We start from the raw sequence: 18,366 nt of genomic DNA, 5'->3' as shown, positions 1-18,366 counted from the left end.
CTACTTATGAAGTGTATAATTGTTGATGATGAAGCAACAGCAAGAGCAATTACAAGACAGCTCTGTAAAAAAATAGAAGAACTCGTTATTGAAAAAGAATTTGATAATGCAATTGATGCTATTAAATACTTAAATTCAGAAACAGTTGATCTTATTTTTTTAGACATTCATATGCCAACTTTTTCTGGCTTTGACTTTATTCAAACATTGAAAAATCCACCACAAATTATATTGACAACATCAGACAGAAACTTTGCATTAGATGCTTTTGAGTACGATTGTGTTGTTGATTATTTAGTAAAACCAATTACTCCAGAACGTTTTACAAAAGCTGTTGATCGTATGAAAGATAGAAGCGCACCAGCTAAACCTGAAGAGCCTGTATTGACAGCATCTGATGATACAGCAAGTGTAGGAAACGATTTGTATGTAAACATTGATCGTCGCTTGGTAAAAATAAATATTCCTGATATTTGCGTTATAGAAGCCAAAGGCGATTACATAAAAATAAAAGCAGAAGACAAAAACTATATTGTACATTCTACACTAAAAAAAATAGAAGAGAAGTTACCAAATTCATTATTTCTTAAAGTACATCGTTCATATATTATTAATACAACTAAAATTGTAGATATTGAAGACAATAGTGTATTGATAAAACAAGATGTAATTCCTGTAAGTAGAGCCAATAAAAAAGAGTTAATGCAGCGTTTGAATCTTTTATAATAGAGAACAAATTACAAGAGTTAAAAATCTATTTTGCTTGCCTTTAGAACATTTAACGTCAGTAACTTAGAATAAATACATTATTTTTCTTATTTTTTCTCTCCAAAAAATAGCCTATATAACAATGAGATGGAAAGGAGATAAAAAATTCAAGGAAGTCATTACCGAAGATGGCTACCATTTAAAAGCCGAATATATCCAAGAAAGTAAATATTGGTGGATCGTTTATAAAAACGGCGAAGTACTTTACAGGGCAATAACAGAAAGCGAATTTGCAACAAGCCTGCAAATTGCACAAGCCAAAGCTCAACAACGAATGATCCGACATTTAAAAAGTTTATCGAATTAGCGACTTAGAATTGTTTCTTCTGTAAATTGAAAAAAGCATCCGCTTGTAATTTCATTAATTCACGTGCTTTTTTGCGTTTATGTGTGTATAATTCTTCCTCTTCAGCAATATCGGTATATACTTTATTATTTAAGGAAATGTCAGTATCTAACAAAGTTTTTCGCTGATGTACTTTCTGTGCAACCCAAGTTTTTACAGCATCTTCTGCATCTTGTAATTTTACATCATATTCACCTTTTGAAGTAAATAATTTTGCAAATATTGGGGATGTTTCAACAGCTAAGAATAATAAAAAGATAAAAAAGGAGGGAAGCCAGGGCAATTCGCCTAAAGCGTTTACACGTGCCATTAAACCATCAAAGCCGTCAATGATTGGTTGCGAAGTAGCTTCTTGTGTTTTTTGCTTTTCTATTAAATCTGCAATAGCAAGTTCTTTTACGGCTAATTTACCATTTGTTTCTGTACGTAAACTTTGTAGTTCTAGCAAAGCAGCATCATGCTTTTCTCTTTTTTCTTTATACACAGGACCTTTTCCAAGAAGTTCAGTTCCTTTGCGTCCTTCGGCTTCAGCAATGTACGTTTCATACAAATCGTTTACTTCATTCTCTTTTGTAACAACATCGCTTTTTAACTGTGTAATTTCATTTTTAATTTTTTCAATTTCAGGAGTATATTGCTGAGCGATTTGCGTTTTATTAGCAAGTGTGAGTTCATTTTTTTGTTCTAATAAAACTTGATTAATTTCTTTTTCAAATATCTTTAATTCCAATGGTTTGGAAATAACAACGGCAATAATGATAGCCAGAATAATACGTGGTGTGGCTTGTAGAATTTCATCAAACTTATTATCTCTTTTTCGAAGTGTAGAAACAATAAAGCGATCTAAATTAAAAATCAATAATCCCCAAATAAGCCCAAAACCAATAGCTGCGAATGGATTGTCAAAAACAGTATATAATGCGTAACCACTTGCAATAAAAGCCATTAATGCGGTAAAAAATACAGTAGCGCCAATTCCGACATATTTGGTTTGTTCGCCATCGCTACAGTCACGTACCAAGTTGAGGTCTACGCCCGAACAAACGAGGAAAAATTGTTTTAACATAAAAAAGTCTTTTGAATGATGATACTATTAGAACGCAAAATTCATAGAAATGTTACAAACTTTTGCTTACTTTTTTATGAGAGCACTATTATTTTTCTAAGAATGCGCGAAGTTTTTCTATTTGACTTGGTCTAGGTGCATCATTTGTAACTAAATTCCCTTTTTTATCAATAATCAAATATTGAGGAATTGTAATATAGCCATTTGCTAATGAATGATTTGCTTCAAAATCTGCAAAAAATTCTTTACTAGCTAACAAGTGCAAACCGCCTAACTCAAAATACTTAATGTCTTGTTCCCATTTCGTACGTTGTTCTGGCTTATCTAAAGAAATATAAAGCTTTTTATATCCTTTTTCTTTAAGTAAAGCATTCAATACATCATTGTGTTTAAATTCTCTTTTACAAGGACTGCACCAAGTCGCCCAAAGATCAATATAGTATTTCTCTCCTTTTAAATCGGCTATTAAATCATTTAAGCTTGCAACATTTTCATTTTCATAGAATTTTACATTAGTTGGCATATTCCCAGAAATTTTTTCGTGATAATCACGAATTTTTTGAATATCAGGTGCTAAGTATGATTCATATGGACTGTTTGGAAAATCAATTTGAAATTGCTCATATACCGAAATCAAGCTTTTTTCAAATTTTGTCTGTTTTGCTTCACCAATGATATAGTTTGCAGAGGCTTTTTCAGCTACAGCTTTATCTTTATAAGAACTAATTAAGTTGTAATAAAAAGGGTGCAACTTATCTTTTAAATAATAATTTTGTAATGTATCCTTCGTAATTGTTCCAGAAGTAAGCACTTCATACAATGCTTTTTCTCTTAAAACTGTTTCTGCATACTTGTTCCAAGTACTAGTTTTATAAGTAGTTGTCAATGGATATTCCTGTACTGTTTTTTCTAACAATGCAATTAAGTCATCCGCAATTGGAGTTTTTGCATATTGTTTTACAGTAACAATTTGCGAAATGCGTAAGGCATAAAAATAATTGATTTCTTGCTTAAGAATGGTTTCAAAATCTGCATCTATTTCTTTTGCCTCAACAAGCGTTTGAAGTTTTTCTAATTCAGCAGCTTTTAAAGGTTTTATTTTTTCTTCTATTTGAACTGCAGTTGTATCGTTTCTGAATTTATTAGATTCCGTCATAGAAAAATACGGTCTATCTACATCATTAAAAAACTGCATTCCGGCTTTGTTTGTTCCTTCAAAAACATAGGCAGAATCAAGTGAAGTAATTGTTACATCTTTACCAGGAAGTAAAATTGATTTCAATCGTTGATCCCCAATTTGAATAGATACAAATTCAGGTATTTTAATATTTTTAGTGAATAAAAATTCATTTTCATCATTTGCATAAATTGTATCCGTTTTATTATTCCAAAGTGTAATTCCATCAATAGGAGTTCTAACTTCTATAAATGCAATCGCATCTGTTTTGACTTTAATAGAAGCTGGTTTTTCTTCTTCTTTTGTACAAGAAATACAAAAAAGCAGACAGAGTGAAAAAATGAATTGTTTCATGGTGAGATTGGTTATCTAATTGATGTTTTAAAGATATACAAAAAAGAAAAGTTCTTATTCAAGATTTTGCTTAAATCTAGTATAAGAACTTTTTTAATAGGAATTATGTCTACAATTATGAATCTGTAAGTTTCACAAAAGCACTCGTTTTTTCTGTTTCATATTGTGAATATACATGCATGTGTTTATTCTTTCGAACCATGCGTAATGCTTCTCTATATGTAATTCTTTTTTCATTGTAATAAAACACAGCATTATGTCTATTCATTACTTTTACATGTGCTACAATATTACCTGCATTTACAGTTGGAAATGTTGTTACTGTTGCGTTTTCATCAGGAACATGCTTTACGCCAACTAAAGGAGTTCTTTCCCCTTTTTTTCTCTTTTTGTTGGCGCCTACTTTCTTTTTTGGCGGTGGTGGAGGAATCACTTTTCCGTTTTTATCTACAGGTTGTCCATATCGATTGTAAACTAATCGCTGTCCATTTTTTGTAGTATAATAATAAGTCTCTCCATTAATCGTCACGTAACCAGTTTCTTTTCCTTGTTCTTGTTCAGAAAAATAAGCTACATCTTTCCATTTAGTTGTTTTTTTAGACGCTGAATTAACTTGTTTTAAGCTGGCTTTTCCATCTTTTTTTCTTGGTGGAGGCGGTGGAATCACATTTCCTTTTTCATCTACCAACTGACTATCTTCATTATAAATGTACTTCACACCATTTTTGATGATGTAATAATGTTTTTTACCGTTAATAGACATTGTTTTTAACTCTTCCCCTCGGATATTTTGGTGCATCTTACCAATGTCTTTTGCTTTTTTTTCAGTAACGTTTGGCATAGCTGCTTCAGTTACTTCTATAACAACAGGTTTCTTTGGTTTTGGAGCATTTACCTCAGTTACTTCTATAACAACAGGTTTTTTGGGTTTTGGAGTATTAACTTCAGTTACCTCTATAACTATTGGCTTTTTAGGAGCAGGTGGCGGTGGTGGTGGAACATCTGCCGAACTCATAAGATCAATATTAAGAATTTTAAATTTTCTTAATGCTTTTTTTGCTTCAGCAATAGCAGAAGTAAGCGATTTTTTATTATATCCGTCATAAATAATTAAACCTGTTCTAGCTTTTTTATGTTGAATTTTAGCAAGTTCAGTTTTAATAAAACCATTAAGCTGTTTTTGGTCTCCCATATGCTCATAGTTGACAAGAAACTTTCCGTTCTTATTAATATGAATTACAATGTCTTTTTTATTTTGAATACCTTTTTCTTCTTTTGTTTCAGCTAGCTCGCCTTTTGCATTTAATGCTTTTGGTGTAGTTGTGCCTACTTTTTTACTGTGTTTCCCTTTTTTAAAATGTAAAACAGCGCCTTCCGGTAAAAAACTTGCTATTTTCTTCTTAAAGGATTCGAAACCATTTGCTGTGTATAAATTTATTTGATGTGCTTGTGGAAAACGTTTACTACGTGCATTTTTGTGTACAAAACTTTCTATATAATGCACTAAGTTATAGTTTGAAACTGTAGCGTTTTCAATAACTTTTCCATCAACCCAAACGGCAAACTCTTTTTTGTTTTTCCAATTGTTTAAAAGTGTTGAAGTTGGACGATTTGCCAACGGTGTCTTTGGAACTGGCAATAACCTTGCTTTTTCTTCTTGTGTAAGTTCAGCATATTTCTTAGAAGTTTTGTTTCCATTTTCATCTTCAAAAATAAATGTAGCATTTTTATAATATGCAGCTTTTGAATCTTCCTGAATGATAATCTGTGCTTCTTGCGTAGGGATTTCAATTATCACCGCAGCAGTAGTAGCAGTTTCTTGAGCAATTATTTTTGTGCTAAATAAAAATAAAGCACCTATAAAAATTGGAATCGTAAGTGTGGCAAAAAGCCAAGTACGAATTCTGGATGTATGTTTTGTCATCATTTGTAGTCTTTTTTTAGTTACAGAAAAATTTAAATTACTGGCTAAATATAAGTTATGATTCCAGCTGGCATTATCAAGTAATAATTGTTGATAATGAGGAATCTGAATATTTGATTTTATTACAGCATCATCAGCTAAAAATTCATGATTGAGCTGAATTGCTTTTTTGTAGTATATAAGTAACGGATTGAACCAAAATACAATTTGAATCAATTCAATAAAAATAATGTCTAGCGTATGTTTTTGTGTTACATGCGCAAGTTCATGCGTGTACAATTCTTCAGCAATATTTTTTGTTTCATATGCTTCTTTTTCAATAAATATATAATGTAAAAATGTATGCGGAAGTGTATCTTCTTTCAGTAAAACGAGCGATGCTTTTTTGTACAATGCTTTTACATTTCGCGTAATTTTATAGAAAATTTGATAAATATTATTCATAAAACGTAAAAAGAATACTAAGTAACCAATAACATACAAACTCACTAAAAGAACTATCCATATTGAAAAGCTTGAAGTATTTTGATTCGTTTCATTTGCTAATGGAATTGCTTCTGCAAAATTTTCATCTTCAAAATTGATCACGTTTGTATTTTCGACAACAGGAATTTCAGTAGTGACTTCCATCGTAATAAAAGGTACTACAAGCGCAAAACACAATCCGAAAAGTAAATAATATCTATTGAATTTGTACATGCGTTCACGTTCTAAAAGAACTTTATACACAAGCAAAATCAATGCGATACACAATCCTGATTTGATAATATATGTAATCATTTGTTGTTGTCTTTTATTTGTTGATCGATAATCTTTCGTAAATCTTTTAACTCAGTATCGGACAAGTTGGTTTCTTTGGTAAAGAAAGAAGCAAATTGTGATGCAGAATCATTGAAGAAGTTTTTGATTAATCCATTTAAATGATTGGAAAAATAATCCTCCTTTTTTATTAATGGATAGTATTCTCTTGATTTTCCAAACGTTGCGTAGGAAACATATCCTTTATCTGTCATGCGTTTCAATAAAGTTGCAATCGTTGTTGTTGCAGGTTTTGGTTCGTTGTATTGTTCCAAAATATCTTTCATGAATGCTTTTTCGAGTTTCCATAAATGCTGCATCAATTGTTCTTCTGTTTTAGATAGTTTCACACGTCAAAATTTTAGTTCATCTTTTTAATTGTTTCTAAAAGTGAATGTTTTTGTTTTGGTCGACATCAAAATAAAAACAGCACAGTTTGTAACAATTACTGTAATATTACTCTACAAATGTAGAATATAAAATTTAATTCTACAAGTGTAGAGGTAAAATATTTCGTTTTGCGTTAAGGATGGCGGTATTGTTGGAGCTCCTCAAAGAGAGCGACTGCCGCAAGCCTGACCTCCAAAGTACACTTCTGCTACGCTAAGTGTACTTTGGAGGAAACGCCCATAAAAAAATCCGCACGAAGCGGATTTTGTAAATTGTATGTATTCTTTCTTACTTAGAAAGTTCTGTAAAGTATTTATAGAACAGTGGAATAGTTTCGATTCCTTTCAGGTAATTGAAGATTCCAAAATGTTCATTTGGTGAGTGAATGGCATCACTATTAAGTCCAAATCCCATCAAAATCGTTTTACTTTTGAGTTCTTTTTCAAATAGAGAAACAATAGGAATGCTTCCTCCTGAACGTTGTGGAATAGCAGGAACACCAAATGTATCTTCATAGGCTTTACTAGCTGCTTGGTATCCAATATTGTCAATTGGCGTTACATAGCCTTGTCCACCATGATGTGGTGTTACTTTAACGGTCGTACCTTTTGGCGCTAGACTTTCAAAGTGCGTTTTAAAAAGTTCCGTAATCTCACGCCAATCTTGATTTGGTACTAAACGCATAGAAATTTTAGCATATGCTTTGCTTGCAATAACCGTTTTTGCTCCTTCACCTGTATATCCTCCCCAAATTCCGTTAACATCTAAAGTTGGACGAATAGAGTTGCGTTCATTTGTTGTGTAACCAGCTTCACCATATACATCATCAATATCTAGTGCATCTTTGTATTCTTGAAGGGAGAATGGCGCTTTTGCCATTTCTGCACGTTCTTCTTTTGATAACTCTTCTACTTTATCGTAAAAACCTGGAATGGTAATATGATTGTTTTCATCATGTAAAGAAGCAATCATTTTTGTTAATACATTAATTGGATTTGCAACAGCACCACCATATAATCCTGAGTGTAAATCACGATTTGGTCCTGTAACTTCAACTTCTACATAACTTAATCCGCGTAAACCTGTTGTAATTGATGGTTGCGTATTGCTAATCATGCCAGTATCGGAAATTAAAATAACATCATTGGCTAATTTTTCTTGGTTGCGTTCTACAAACCAAGCTAAACTTTCTGAACCGACTTCTTCTTCCCCTTCAATCATGAATTTTACATTGCATGGCAATTGGTCAGTTTCGTTCATTAACTCCAATGCTTTTACGTGCATGTACATCTGGCCTTTATCGTCACAAGATCCACGGGCAAAAATTGCACCTTCAGGATGAATTTCTGTTTTTTTAATAATAGGTTCAAATGGTCCACTTTCCCATAAGTCTAATGGATCTGGCGGTTGTACGTCATAATGTCCATATACAAGTACTGTTGGTAAATCGTCAGAAATATGTTTGTGCCCGTAAACGATAGGATATCCCGGTGTTTCACAGATTTCAACATGGTCGCAACCAGCTTTTTCTAAGCTAACTTTGATAGCAGTTGAAGTATCAATTACATCTTGTGTATAGGCTGGATCAGCGCTTATTGAGGGAATTTTTAAAAGTTCGATGAGTTCATCAATGAAACGTTGTTTATGCGCTTCAACATAAGATTTTATAGTATTCATGTAATATATTGAATTTATCTAGATACTCAAAAGTACTAAAAAAAGTAGTAAAAATAGTTGTGACTTCCTTTGAATATTGAAAATCTTCTTTATATTTGCACCCACATTTGCGGGTGTGGTGAAATTGGTAGACACGCTAGACTTAGGATCTAGTGCCTCACGGTGTGAAGGTTCGAGTCCTTTCACCCGCACAACAAGCGAAAGCCGAAGTTCTAAACTTCGGCTTTTTTTATTTAATACAGTTTCGAACTTTACTATATTTAAAGTTTAATAATCTTATAACTTTAGATGTTATGGAATTTGAGTTCCCAAAAACTATTATAGAAATTGCTTCAGCTATTTTAATTTTAGTAGCGTTTGAGTTAATGAATCGGAAAAGTCTTAAAGGATTCTCAATAATGGCAATTGGGCAACTATTGGCGACTATTGTTTGTATAATGACTTCTTTATGGTTCTTAGCTGTCATGCATTTTATCAACTTTTTATTAATGGTCAGAGGATATTTAAAATGGAGAAAAGTCAATAAAATTGAATCTTCGTAGAATCAAGTAGTTTTTTGCAATTAGAAAAAATCTATTGTTCTGGTTAAAAAAGACTTATTGTTTGATAGAAAATAATTGTAAACTTAATTTCTATAAACAGAAATACACTTCAAGACTCTTTAAGTTTTAAAGAGTTTTTTTATGCCTGCATGGTTCTGGTAATTAAGTATATTTTCAACCTTGTAGAACTTTAATAAAGGCTTTACGTATATAATTATTGTATTTAACTCTATAGATATAAAATGTTAATAAAATCATAAATATCTGATAATGAGGTATTTTTACGGTTAAACCGTAATTTTGTTTAACTTTTTGTAAATATATTTAAACAAAATTAACCAAAAACACAAGACTTATGAAAAAAGTTACTTTAATGCTCGCACTATTCTTTAGTGTGTTTTCATTTGCACAAAATCAATCAGCAGGAAATGTGCAACCTGCAATTTTTAATCCAATACCACAACAATTCGGAGGACAAGAAATTTTTAGGTTCCAGCCAGGTTTGGTAACGCAATTAGATGCTGGTACTGCTTTCGATTTTAATACAAGTCAATGGTTTTCTATTGGGAAATTAAATACCGGAAGTCAACAAGTATTTGGTTTACGCTTTCAGCTAAAAAATAGAGCGTTAACTATGGGATATCAAGATACCAATGATATCAATCCTAGAATACAATGGATTGGCGATTCTTTCGCTTCTGGAACTGATCTAGAGTTTAGAGTAGCGAATAGCTTTACATCTACAACTTCTACATTAGTTACAACTATGACAAATGATGGTAGAACATTTTTTGGAACTCCACTTACTACAAACTCAACCAGAGTAGGTGTTGATTATACAGATATAGGTAGTACTCGTACAGGTGTAACCGCAGAAAATAATGCTACTTCAAGCGGTTCTGTTACAGGGTTTAAATCTATTAATAATTTTTCTTGTTACATAAAAAACGGTTTAGATATTCGTAGTAGTGGTGGTGCTTACGCAGATACTGGAATTAATATTAGAATTAATGATGCATTTCAGAGTAACGGATTGACTGCTTTTGTTACGGGTAGTGCAACTGGAAGTACGTATGGTGTTCGAGGAAGTATTTCTAGTAGTTCCACTGGTGCTAGACCAACTGGTTTTGGAGCTGCCATATACGGAAGCGCATCAACTTCTACAAACCGATATGCAGGATATTTTAATGGAAATGTTTTTGTAACTGGAACTTTTACAGTTTCTGACAAAAAATTTAAAGAAAACATTAAAGACGAAGAAAATGTATTAGAAAAACTAGCGCAGTTAGATGCAGTAACATATACATTTAAACCAAATGATCAATTGAATTTACCTGAAGGATTGCAGCATGGATTTTTAGCACAAAACCTTGAAAAAATTTTTCCTGAATTAGTGACTACAATTAATAAACCAATTATAGATAAAGAAAATAAAGAGACTGGTACATACGAGTATAAAGCTGTCAATTATGTTGGGATGATTTCTGTTTTAACATCTAGTTTAAAAGAAATGAACGAAAAAGTTATAGCATTAGAAAATGAACTCGAAACAATTAAAAAGGAGCAATCTAGCAGTAAAAATAGTTTAGATAAGGTAAAAGATGACGAGCTTGATTTTTCAATGGAGCAAAACAAACCGAATCCTTTTACAAATCAAACGGTTGTAAACTATGCTTTACCAAATAATACAAGAGCAGCAATTTCAGTATTCGATATGGCAGGGAAATTCATTAGAGATTATAATCTAACAAATCAAAAAGGACAAGTGACTATCAATTCAAGTGAAATTGGAAAAGGAATGTTTATCTATAGCTTAGTTTCTAACGGAGAAATAATGGTTACTAAAAAGATGATTGTAAAATAATTTTTAAATCATAGCATTTATTTTGTCCCACATTATTTACATAAAAACTTAATTGCTTACAATAGTTTCATTTATAAAATTTAAAATCATGAAAAAAAGAGAAATCAAAAAAATCGTATTTAAAAAAAGCATTGTATCTAATTTAGCTACAGATAATATAAAAGGAGGAACAAGAACTTCCAACCTTTGTTCGGTGATATGTACACAACAATGTCCACCAATGTCAGAAGGCTGTTTTACATTAAACAATGCGAGTGCATGTAAATGTAAATAACAGATTATTATAAATAGTGAACTAAAAGTGAGCAAAATGCTCACTTTTTTATTTAAAAACATACTGTAATAATGTTAATTACGGTAAATCCGTAATACACTCAATCTGAAGTTTTTTAACTTCAAGTGTAATTAAAAATCATACATCATGAAAAAAAAGAGCATTAAAAACTTATCGTTAAACAAAAAATCGATTTCTAGCTTACACGCAAGTCAAGGAATAGGAGGAATAAAACAAAATTCAATATACATTTGCATTCTTACACTTGAAGATCAAAATGGAAACAATCTTTGTTTTCCAACAATCGTAAATTGCGATAGAACGAGGAGAGTAGGCTGCGTTAATACAAATGAGTTAGACCCAAATACGCTTCCAATTTGTTAGTAGCTACAGAATAAAAAAGCTTCTCCATGTGGAGAAGCTTTTAATTTATAATCAAAAAGAAGTAGTTCTTAATGACCTGTAGCTTTTTCTTTTAAGTTTTTAGCTGCTTTTTTAGTATCATCTACAGCTTTGTTAGCAGCATCTTTTGCATCTCCAGCAGCTTTATTTGCAGCGTCTTTTACATCTCCAACAGCTTTCTTAGCTCCTTCTTTTAAATCATTTGCAGCATCTTTTGCTCCATCAACAGCATCTTTAACTGCTTTTTCAGTTCCTTCTTTTACTTCGTTAGCAGCGTCTTTTACATCTTCAGCAGCATCTTTTACAGTTTCTTTAGTTTTGTCAGCAGCATCTTTTACATCTTCTTTTACATCATTAGCAGCTTTTTCAGTTTTTTCAACTGCATCATCCGTTTTCTTTTTTACTTCTTCACACGAAGTCACACCAAATACTAATGCAACAGCAAGCGCTACTCTTAAAATTACTTTTTTCATCTCTATTCTATTTATTGTTAAATTGTATAACAATGTTAAGGTTTCTTTTACGGATAAACAAAGAATGTTTTAACATCTTTTTAACACTCTTTGAAATTGTCATTTTAATAGATAAAAGGTAATTTTTTGAGAAATCTTTAAAATTTAGTGAGGTATTTCATAATAATTTCACTTGCATTTCCATGCGAATGAACATAGTTGTGATTAATGTCGCCAACTTCCTTTCTAAAATTAATATCAGTCAACAAGCGTGTCATCAATGTAGAGAATTCAGTTTGAAGCTTTACAGAAAGTACACCTTTCAGTTGAACCAAATCTTCCGCTTCTTTAAATCCAATATAATGTTTGCCAATTACAACAGGAATTCCAAAAACGGCAGGCTCCAATGTATTGTGTAAGCCTGTAGTACCCATACCGCCGCCAACATAAGCAATGTCAGCATAACTGTATATCTTTGTTAAAATTCCAATAGTATCTACAATAAAAACATCAAACTGATTTAAATTTTTATGTTGATCCATCTCAGAAAACAAAACGGTTGATTTTGTAATATTTTGTTTAAGTTTTTGAATCTCTTGCGATTTAATATTATGAGGTGCAATAATATATTTACAATCTTGCTTAGACGAATTGATAAAAGGAACAAAAATAGCTTCATCTTCTTGCCAACTACTACCAATAACAATGCAGGTAGCATCGCCTTTAAAATCTTCAATAAAAGATAGCGAATTATCACGCTCTAAAATCTCTAAAACTCTATCGAAACGTGTATCTCCACTAATAGTTATGTTTGTATAATTAACAGATTCAAGCAATTTTTTAGAATTTTCATCTTGTACAAAAATATGATCAAATGCATGCAGTGATTTTCGCATCCAGCCACCATATGATTTAAAAAATACTTGCGAAGGTCTAAAAATAGTAGAAATTGAAATGGTATGAATCTTACGTTTTTTTAATGCTGCTAAATAGTTTGGCCAAAATTCATATTTCACAAACACAACCAATTCTGGCTTGACCAAATCTAAAAAACGCTTTGCATTTGCTTTTGTGTCTAAAGGTAAATATGTAATAACGTCTGCAACACTACTGTTTTTCTTTACTTCATAACCAGAAGGAGAAAAAAATGTTAATACAAAAGTATGTGTAGGATATTGTTTTTTCAATGCTTCCAATACAGGTAAACCTTGTTCATATTCACCTAAAGAAGCCGTATGAAACCAAATAATTTTATCTGTAGATTGAATTTGGTTAGACAAAGTTTCAAAAACGGTCTTTCTTCCCGCAACAAAAAGTCCAAGTTTCTTATTAAATAATGCAACTATTTTTAAGAAGAAACCTGTAATATAGATCAATATGTTGTAGATAAAATACAAAAGCCAAAAGTTTAATGCTAAAATACATTCTTTCCCTTAAATTCATTGCTTACCGTTGTACAATTTTGTAATATTGTTAGAACAAAAGAAAGATACGAATGAAGAAAATCCAAATGGTCGACCTGAAAGGTCAATACGCAAAAATAAAAGACCAAGTTGATCAATCCGTATTAGATGTAATTGCATCCTCTGCATTCATAAACGGACCTGAAGTACACGCATTTCAAAAAGAATTAGAAGAATATTTAGACGTAAAGCATGTCATTCCTTGTGCTAATGGAACCGATGCATTACAAATTGCAATGATGGGACTTGGATTAAAACCAGGAGACGAAGTCATTACTGCAGATTTTACTTTTGCTGCAACTGTTGAGGTTATTGCATTATTGCAATTAACTCCTGTACTTGTTGATGTAGAAAAAGATTCATTTAACATAGATCCTGAAGCAATTCGTAAAGCAATTACGCCAAAAACAAAAGCAATTGTGCCTGTACATTTATTTGGACAATGTGCAAACATGGACGCGATTCAAGAAATTGCGAAAGCGCATAACCTATATGTCATTGAAGACAACGCCCAAGCTATTGGAGCAAGTTATACATTTGCTGACGGAAGTGTAAAAAAAGCAGGCGGAATTGGACATGTAGCTTCAACGTCTTTCTTTCCTTCAAAAAATTTAGGTTGTTATGGAGATGGAGGAGCAATCTTTACCAATGACGATGACTTAGCACATACGATTCGAGGAATTGTAAATCACGGAATGTACAAACGTTACCATCATGATGTTGTTGGTGTAAATTCTCGATTAGACTCTATTCAAGCAACAATCTTACGAGCAAAACTTCCAAATTTAGATGCATACAATGCAGCACGTCAAATGACAGCATATAAATATACTGAAGCATTTAAAGGAAGTGATAAAATTATTACACCAAAAACTACACAATTATGTGGGAAACCAGAAAAAGGTGGTTGTAATTGTCATGTATATCATCAATATACATTACGTGTTGTAAATGTTGATAGAGATGCATTAGTGCAACATTTAAATGATAATGGAATTCCTTGTGGAGTATATTATCCAATTCCTTTGCACTTGCAAAAAGCGTACAAAGATGATCGTTACAATGAAGCAGATTTTCCTGTAACCAATCAGTTAGTGAAAGAAGTAATTTCGCTGCCAATGCATACAGAACTTGAAGATGATCAAATAGCGTTTATCACAAAAACTGTGTTAGATTTTGTGAATGGATAAAATTATAATCATTTAGTTTTGAGAATTTAACATCTAAAACTAAAAGCCTAAAAATTCAATATCCAAATCAAAAAAGTTTGAAAAAAATAGTAGTTACTGGCGGATTAGGTTACATTGGCTCTCACACGGTTGTAGAGTTACAAACAGCAGGATTTGAAGTTGTACTGATTGACAATTTGTCAAATACTTCCATAGAAGTTTTAGATGGAATAGAAAGTATTACAGGAATTCGTCCAACATTTGAAGAATTAGATTTACGTGACAAACAAGCAACAATTTCATTCTTTCAAAAACAGCGAGATATTCAAGGAATTATTCACTTTGCAGCAAGTAAGGCAGTTGGTGAAAGTGTTGAAAATCCGTTATTATATTATGAAAATAATATTTCTACACTAATAACTATTTTACAGCAAATTCAACACAAAGAAAACATAGCTTTTATCTTTAGTTCTTCGTGTACGGTTTACGGTCAAGCCAAAAAAATGCCGATCTCGGAAAATGCGCCTATTCAACAAGCGTTTTCTCCATACGGAAATACTAAGCAAATTGGTGAAGAAATTTTGCAAGATACAGCCAAAATTGCGAAAGGATTACAAGTAATATCATTACGATACTTTAACCCAATAGGAGCACATGCAAGTGCTGCTATTGGAGAATTGCCAGATGGTGTACCGCAAAACTTAGTGCCTTTTATAACGCAAACAGCTATTGGTTTACGTAAACAATTGTCTGTATTTGGAAATGATTATCCTACGGAAGATGGAACTTGCATACGTGATTATATCCACGTGGTTGATCTTGCGAAAGCGCATGTAATTGCTTTAAAGAGATTAGTAGATAAAGAACATGAAACTTCTTTTGAAGTGTTCAATATTGGAACAGGAAAAGGGAGTTCTGTTTTAGAAGTTATTCAGAGTTTTGAACGTGTAAGCAAACAAGCATTAAACTATAAAATAGTAGATAGGAGAGAAGGAGATGTAATTTCTGCGTATGCAGATACGACTAAAGCGAATACTATTTTAGGTTGGAAAGCAACTTCTACATTAGACGAAGCTATGCTTTCAGCTTGGAAGTGGGAACAAAAAATACGAAAACCAAATAACTAACCATAAACATAACAGATGAAAAAACTACTCATATTATTCTTAGGAATATTGTGTTCTACTATTGCTATTGCGCAAGACACGTATCTTCATTGTGGAAAAATAGTAGACACAGAAAGTGGAAAAGTACTGACAAATAAGACAATAGTTGTTTCAGGAAATAAAATTGTGCGTATTGATAATGGTTTTGTAGACCCTAAAAATACAAACGACATAGTTATTGATTTAAAATCAAAAACAGTAATGCCAGGATTGATAGATATGCATGTACATATTGAAAGCGAAACAAATCCGAAAGCATACATAGAAAAGTATACACTAAATGATGCAGATGTAGCTTTTCGTTCGGTTGGTTTTGCTGATGTAACATTACAAGCAGGATTCACCACGGTAAGAGATTTAGGCGGGACTGGCGTAAATATTTCTCTGCGAAATGCTATCAATCAAGGAAAAATTGAAGGCCCTCGAATTTTTACAGCAGGAAAAGCACTGGCTACCACAGGTGGACATGCCGATCCTACAAACGGGAATAGAAAAGAAATTATTGGAGATCCAGGCCCAAAAGAAGGTGTTGTAAATAATGTAAGTGATGCTAAAAAAGCAGTACGTCAACGTTATAAAAACGGCGCAGATGTTATTAAAATTACAGCAACTGGAGGAGTATTAAGTGTTGCAAAAAGTGGAAGTAATCCACAGTTTACAGTAGAGGAAGTGAAAGTAATTTGCGAAACAGCAAAAGATTATGGAATGCATGTAGCAGCACACGCACATGGAGATGAAGGAATGCAACGCGCTATTATTGGCGGTGTTAAAACTATAGAACATGGAACATTAATGAGTGATGAAACAATGGAGCTCATGAAAAAGCATGATGCGTATTTAGTGCCAACAATTACTGCAGGGAAAGAAGTAGCTGCAAAGGCAAAAATTGACGGGTATTATCCAGATATTATTGTGCCAAAGGCATTAGCTGTTGGGCCTAAAATTCAAGGAACATTTGCGAAGGCATACAAAAAAGGTGTTGGAATTGCTTTTGGAACTGATGCTGGTGTTTATGAACATGGACTCAATGGAAAAGAATTTGGATTTATGGTAGAAGCGGGAATGCCAGCTATGGAAACAATTCAATCAGCGACCATTACCAATGCAAAAATTTTAGGAATGGAAAATGAATTAGGACAATTAAAAGCAGGGTTTTTAGCTGATATTGTAGCAGTTAATGAAGATCCTACTAAAAATATTGACACAATGGAGAATGTTGTGTTTGTAATGAAAGATGGGAAAATTTACAAGCAGTAATATTTTTAAAATAAATTATTTAAAAGGAGAAGTGAGTTGTAATTCACTTCTCCTTTTTTTGTTTTTATAATAGCGTACGTATTACCAAGTTGTAAATACACAATCTCTCGGTATTAATGACTGTGGACACCAAGCCGTAGGGCAAGCATCAATAAATGATGTGCATGTATCGGTAAGTTTTATTCCCCCTTTAATTTGTTCATTTCCGAGTTTTGAAATTGAACTCTTACGAAGTTTTAGTGATTGAGTGTTTCTTTTTTTCATGATCTATAATTTATAGGTTAATAGTTTTTTCAAATTATGAAAATCACTCAAAAAATAAGTACGGGAAAGCCGTAGTTAACATTTTGATTTAGATTAGTTTGAAAACTAAATTTAGTCATTAAACGTTTAGCAATTCAAATAGTATATTCAGAAATTACCTCTAGTTGAATAAAGTATTGTTTTATAATTTAGGTATAAATAAATATTAATCTATAAAACATTAAACTATGAAAAAGCAAAAAATTAAAAACTTATCATTAAACAAAAAATCAATTTCTAACTTGGCCATTAAAGGTGGATTACCAGGATATACTTGGTTTTGCCCAAAAGAAGTTTTTACAGAGGATATTAACTGCCAAGTGTATGAACCGTATACTTCTAGAGATATGCAAGGAGCACTTCCAAGTGAGTGTGAGAGTGTTCCATTTGTATAGTGAGAAAAGAGTAATAATATAAAAGAAAAGCCTAGTTTTCACTAGGCTTTTTGTTTTTTAAGATATAGAAAATTCTTTTCGTCTAATAAAAGAAATAATAAGCAATCCTGTTCCAAGCATGACGGAAACATCTGCCATGTTGAAAATTCCTGTTTTAAAAACTCCGCCCAAATCAATATGCATAAAGTCTGTTACGGAACTATACAGAATTCGATCATACAAATTTCCAATTCCGCCACCAATAATACAGCACAATCCAAAAATCATGTATTTGTCTAAATCTGTATTGATAATGATCATCCGTAGAATAAAGAATAATACAGCAATTGGGAGTAATATTAAAAGGATAGCTTTTAGTATTGGGTTTTCTAAAGTAGATAAAAATCCTAAAAACGCTCCTCTGTTTTCGGTTTTAGTTAAAATAACATATTCACCAATAACAGAAATTTGTTCCTTTGCATTAATATGAGTTCGCGCTACTGATTTAGAAACTTGGTCACAACCAACGTTTATCAAAATCAGTCCGAAAATCAATAGCATTCGGAAAGTCTTAGAAATTTTCATAGCAATTTTAGTATC

Annotated in this window: 19 protein-coding genes and 1 tRNA gene; 11 read left to right on the top strand and 9 right to left on the bottom strand. The window is 32.1% G+C overall.

All coding sequences use genetic code 11. The annotated features are described in order from the left end of the window. Positions 1-6 precede the first annotated feature (6 nt). Positions 7-726 carry a LytTR family DNA-binding domain-containing protein gene (locus Q0828_RS06410; protein WP_298418690.1) on the top strand — a complete coding sequence of 240 codons (720 nt, stop codon included), beginning with the start codon at positions 7-9 and terminating at the stop codon, positions 724-726. Positions 727-850: 124 nt separating this feature from the next. After that, positions 851-1,075, top strand: coding sequence for a hypothetical protein (locus Q0828_RS06405; protein WP_298418688.1), 225 nt, complete (start codon positions 851-853; stop codon positions 1,073-1,075). Between the two features lie 4 nt (positions 1,076-1,079). On the opposite strand, the gene Q0828_RS06400 is transcribed toward Q0828_RS06405, so the two are convergent. The 5 genes from Q0828_RS06400 to Q0828_RS06380 form a co-directional block, all read right to left on the bottom strand. Further along, a complete protein-coding gene (locus tag Q0828_RS06400; protein ID WP_298418686.1) occupies positions 1,080-2,180 on the bottom strand; it encodes a DUF4407 domain-containing protein in 1,101 nt (366 codons plus the stop codon). Positions 2,181-2,268: 88 nt separating this feature from the next. Then, positions 2,269-3,711, bottom strand: coding sequence for a redoxin family protein (locus Q0828_RS06395; RefSeq protein ID WP_298418684.1), 1,443 nt, complete (start codon positions 3,709-3,711; stop codon positions 2,269-2,271). A gap of 115 nt (positions 3,712-3,826) precedes the next feature. Then, positions 3,827-6,415, bottom strand: a complete 2,589-nt coding sequence (locus Q0828_RS06390; RefSeq protein ID WP_298418682.1) for a M56 family metallopeptidase — start codon at positions 6,413-6,415, stop codon at positions 3,827-3,829. Next, positions 6,412-6,783, bottom strand: coding sequence for a BlaI/MecI/CopY family transcriptional regulator (locus Q0828_RS06385; protein ID WP_298418680.1), 372 nt, complete (start codon positions 6,781-6,783; stop codon positions 6,412-6,414). The genes Q0828_RS06390 and Q0828_RS06385 overlap by 4 nt, the downstream gene beginning before the upstream one ends. A 328-nt stretch (positions 6,784-7,111) precedes the next feature. Continuing rightward, entirely contained in the window at positions 7,112-8,500 is a 1,389-nt protein-coding gene (locus tag Q0828_RS06380; RefSeq protein ID WP_298418678.1) for a dipeptidase, read from the bottom strand. A gap of 109 nt (positions 8,501-8,609) precedes the next feature. Between Q0828_RS06380 and Q0828_RS06375 the strand changes: the two genes are divergently transcribed. The 5 genes from Q0828_RS06375 to Q0828_RS06355 all read left to right on the top strand — a co-directional run bounded on the left by Q0828_RS06375 (position 8,610) and on the right by Q0828_RS06355 (position 11,564). After that, positions 8,610-8,691 (top strand) — tRNA-Leu (locus tag Q0828_RS06375). 102 nt (positions 8,692-8,793) lie between these two features. After that, complete coding sequence (locus Q0828_RS06370) at positions 8,794-9,042, top strand: nicotinamide mononucleotide transporter (protein WP_298418676.1); 249 nt, start codon at positions 8,794-8,796, stop codon at positions 9,040-9,042. 355 nt (positions 9,043-9,397) lie between these two features. Next, positions 9,398-10,906: a tail fiber domain-containing protein gene (locus Q0828_RS06365; RefSeq protein WP_298418675.1), complete on the top strand. Its 1,509-nt coding sequence runs from the start codon at positions 9,398-9,400 to the stop codon at positions 10,904-10,906. A gap of 88 nt (positions 10,907-10,994) precedes the next feature. Next, on the top strand, positions 10,995-11,180 hold the full coding sequence (locus Q0828_RS06360) for a hypothetical protein (protein ID WP_298418673.1): 186 nt from the start codon (positions 10,995-10,997) through the stop codon (positions 11,178-11,180). Positions 11,181-11,327: 147 nt separating this feature from the next. Continuing rightward, the gene (locus Q0828_RS06355) at positions 11,328-11,564 is read left to right on the top strand and encodes a hypothetical protein (protein WP_298418671.1); all 237 of its coding nucleotides are present in this window, start codon (positions 11,328-11,330) and stop codon (positions 11,562-11,564) included. Between the two features lie 68 nt (positions 11,565-11,632). Here Q0828_RS06355 and Q0828_RS06350 read toward each other — a convergent pair whose 3' ends face one another. Further along, positions 11,633-12,055: a hypothetical protein gene (locus tag Q0828_RS06350; protein WP_298418669.1), complete on the bottom strand. Its 423-nt coding sequence runs from the start codon at positions 12,053-12,055 to the stop codon at positions 11,633-11,635. A 137-nt stretch (positions 12,056-12,192) separates the two neighbouring features. Then, complete coding sequence (locus Q0828_RS06345; RefSeq protein ID WP_298418668.1) at positions 12,193-13,431, bottom strand: glycosyltransferase N-terminal domain-containing protein; 1,239 nt, start codon at positions 13,429-13,431, stop codon at positions 12,193-12,195. Positions 13,432-13,529: 98 nt separating this feature from the next. Here Q0828_RS06345 and Q0828_RS06340 point away from each other — a divergent pair, with 98 nt between their 5' ends. From Q0828_RS06340 to Q0828_RS06330, 3 genes are all read left to right on the top strand, one after another. Beyond that, positions 13,530-14,687: a DegT/DnrJ/EryC1/StrS family aminotransferase gene (locus Q0828_RS06340; protein WP_298418666.1), complete on the top strand. Its 1,158-nt coding sequence runs from the start codon at positions 13,530-13,532 to the stop codon at positions 14,685-14,687. A gap of 77 nt (positions 14,688-14,764) precedes the next feature. Further along, positions 14,765-15,793, top strand: coding sequence for a UDP-glucose 4-epimerase GalE (gene galE, locus Q0828_RS06335; protein WP_298418664.1), 1,029 nt, complete (start codon positions 14,765-14,767; stop codon positions 15,791-15,793). A gap of 15 nt (positions 15,794-15,808) precedes the next feature. Next, positions 15,809-17,089, top strand: coding sequence for an amidohydrolase family protein (locus Q0828_RS06330; RefSeq protein ID WP_298418662.1), 1,281 nt, complete (start codon positions 15,809-15,811; stop codon positions 17,087-17,089). Positions 17,090-17,170: 81 nt separating this feature from the next. On the opposite strand, the gene Q0828_RS06325 is transcribed toward Q0828_RS06330, so the two are convergent. Further along, positions 17,171-17,353 carry a hypothetical protein gene (locus Q0828_RS06325; RefSeq protein ID WP_298418660.1) on the bottom strand — a complete coding sequence of 61 codons (183 nt, stop codon included), beginning with the start codon at positions 17,351-17,353 and terminating at the stop codon, positions 17,171-17,173. A gap of 227 nt (positions 17,354-17,580) precedes the next feature. Between Q0828_RS06325 and Q0828_RS06320 the strand changes: the two genes are divergently transcribed. After that, on the top strand, positions 17,581-17,787 hold the full coding sequence (locus tag Q0828_RS06320; protein ID WP_298418659.1) for a hypothetical protein: 207 nt from the start codon (positions 17,581-17,583) through the stop codon (positions 17,785-17,787). Positions 17,788-17,844: 57 nt separating this feature from the next. Here the strand turns inward: Q0828_RS06320 and Q0828_RS06315 are convergent, their stop codons facing one another. After that, entirely contained in the window at positions 17,845-18,351 is a 507-nt protein-coding gene (locus Q0828_RS06315; protein WP_298418657.1) for a signal peptidase II, read from the bottom strand. Positions 18,352-18,366 lie beyond the last annotated feature (15 nt).

Source organism: uncultured Kordia sp., from assembly GCF_947496985.1.
Lineage (GTDB): Bacteria > Bacteroidota > Bacteroidia > Flavobacteriales > Flavobacteriaceae > Kordia.
This window is presented reverse-complemented; position numbering and strand designations above follow the sequence as displayed.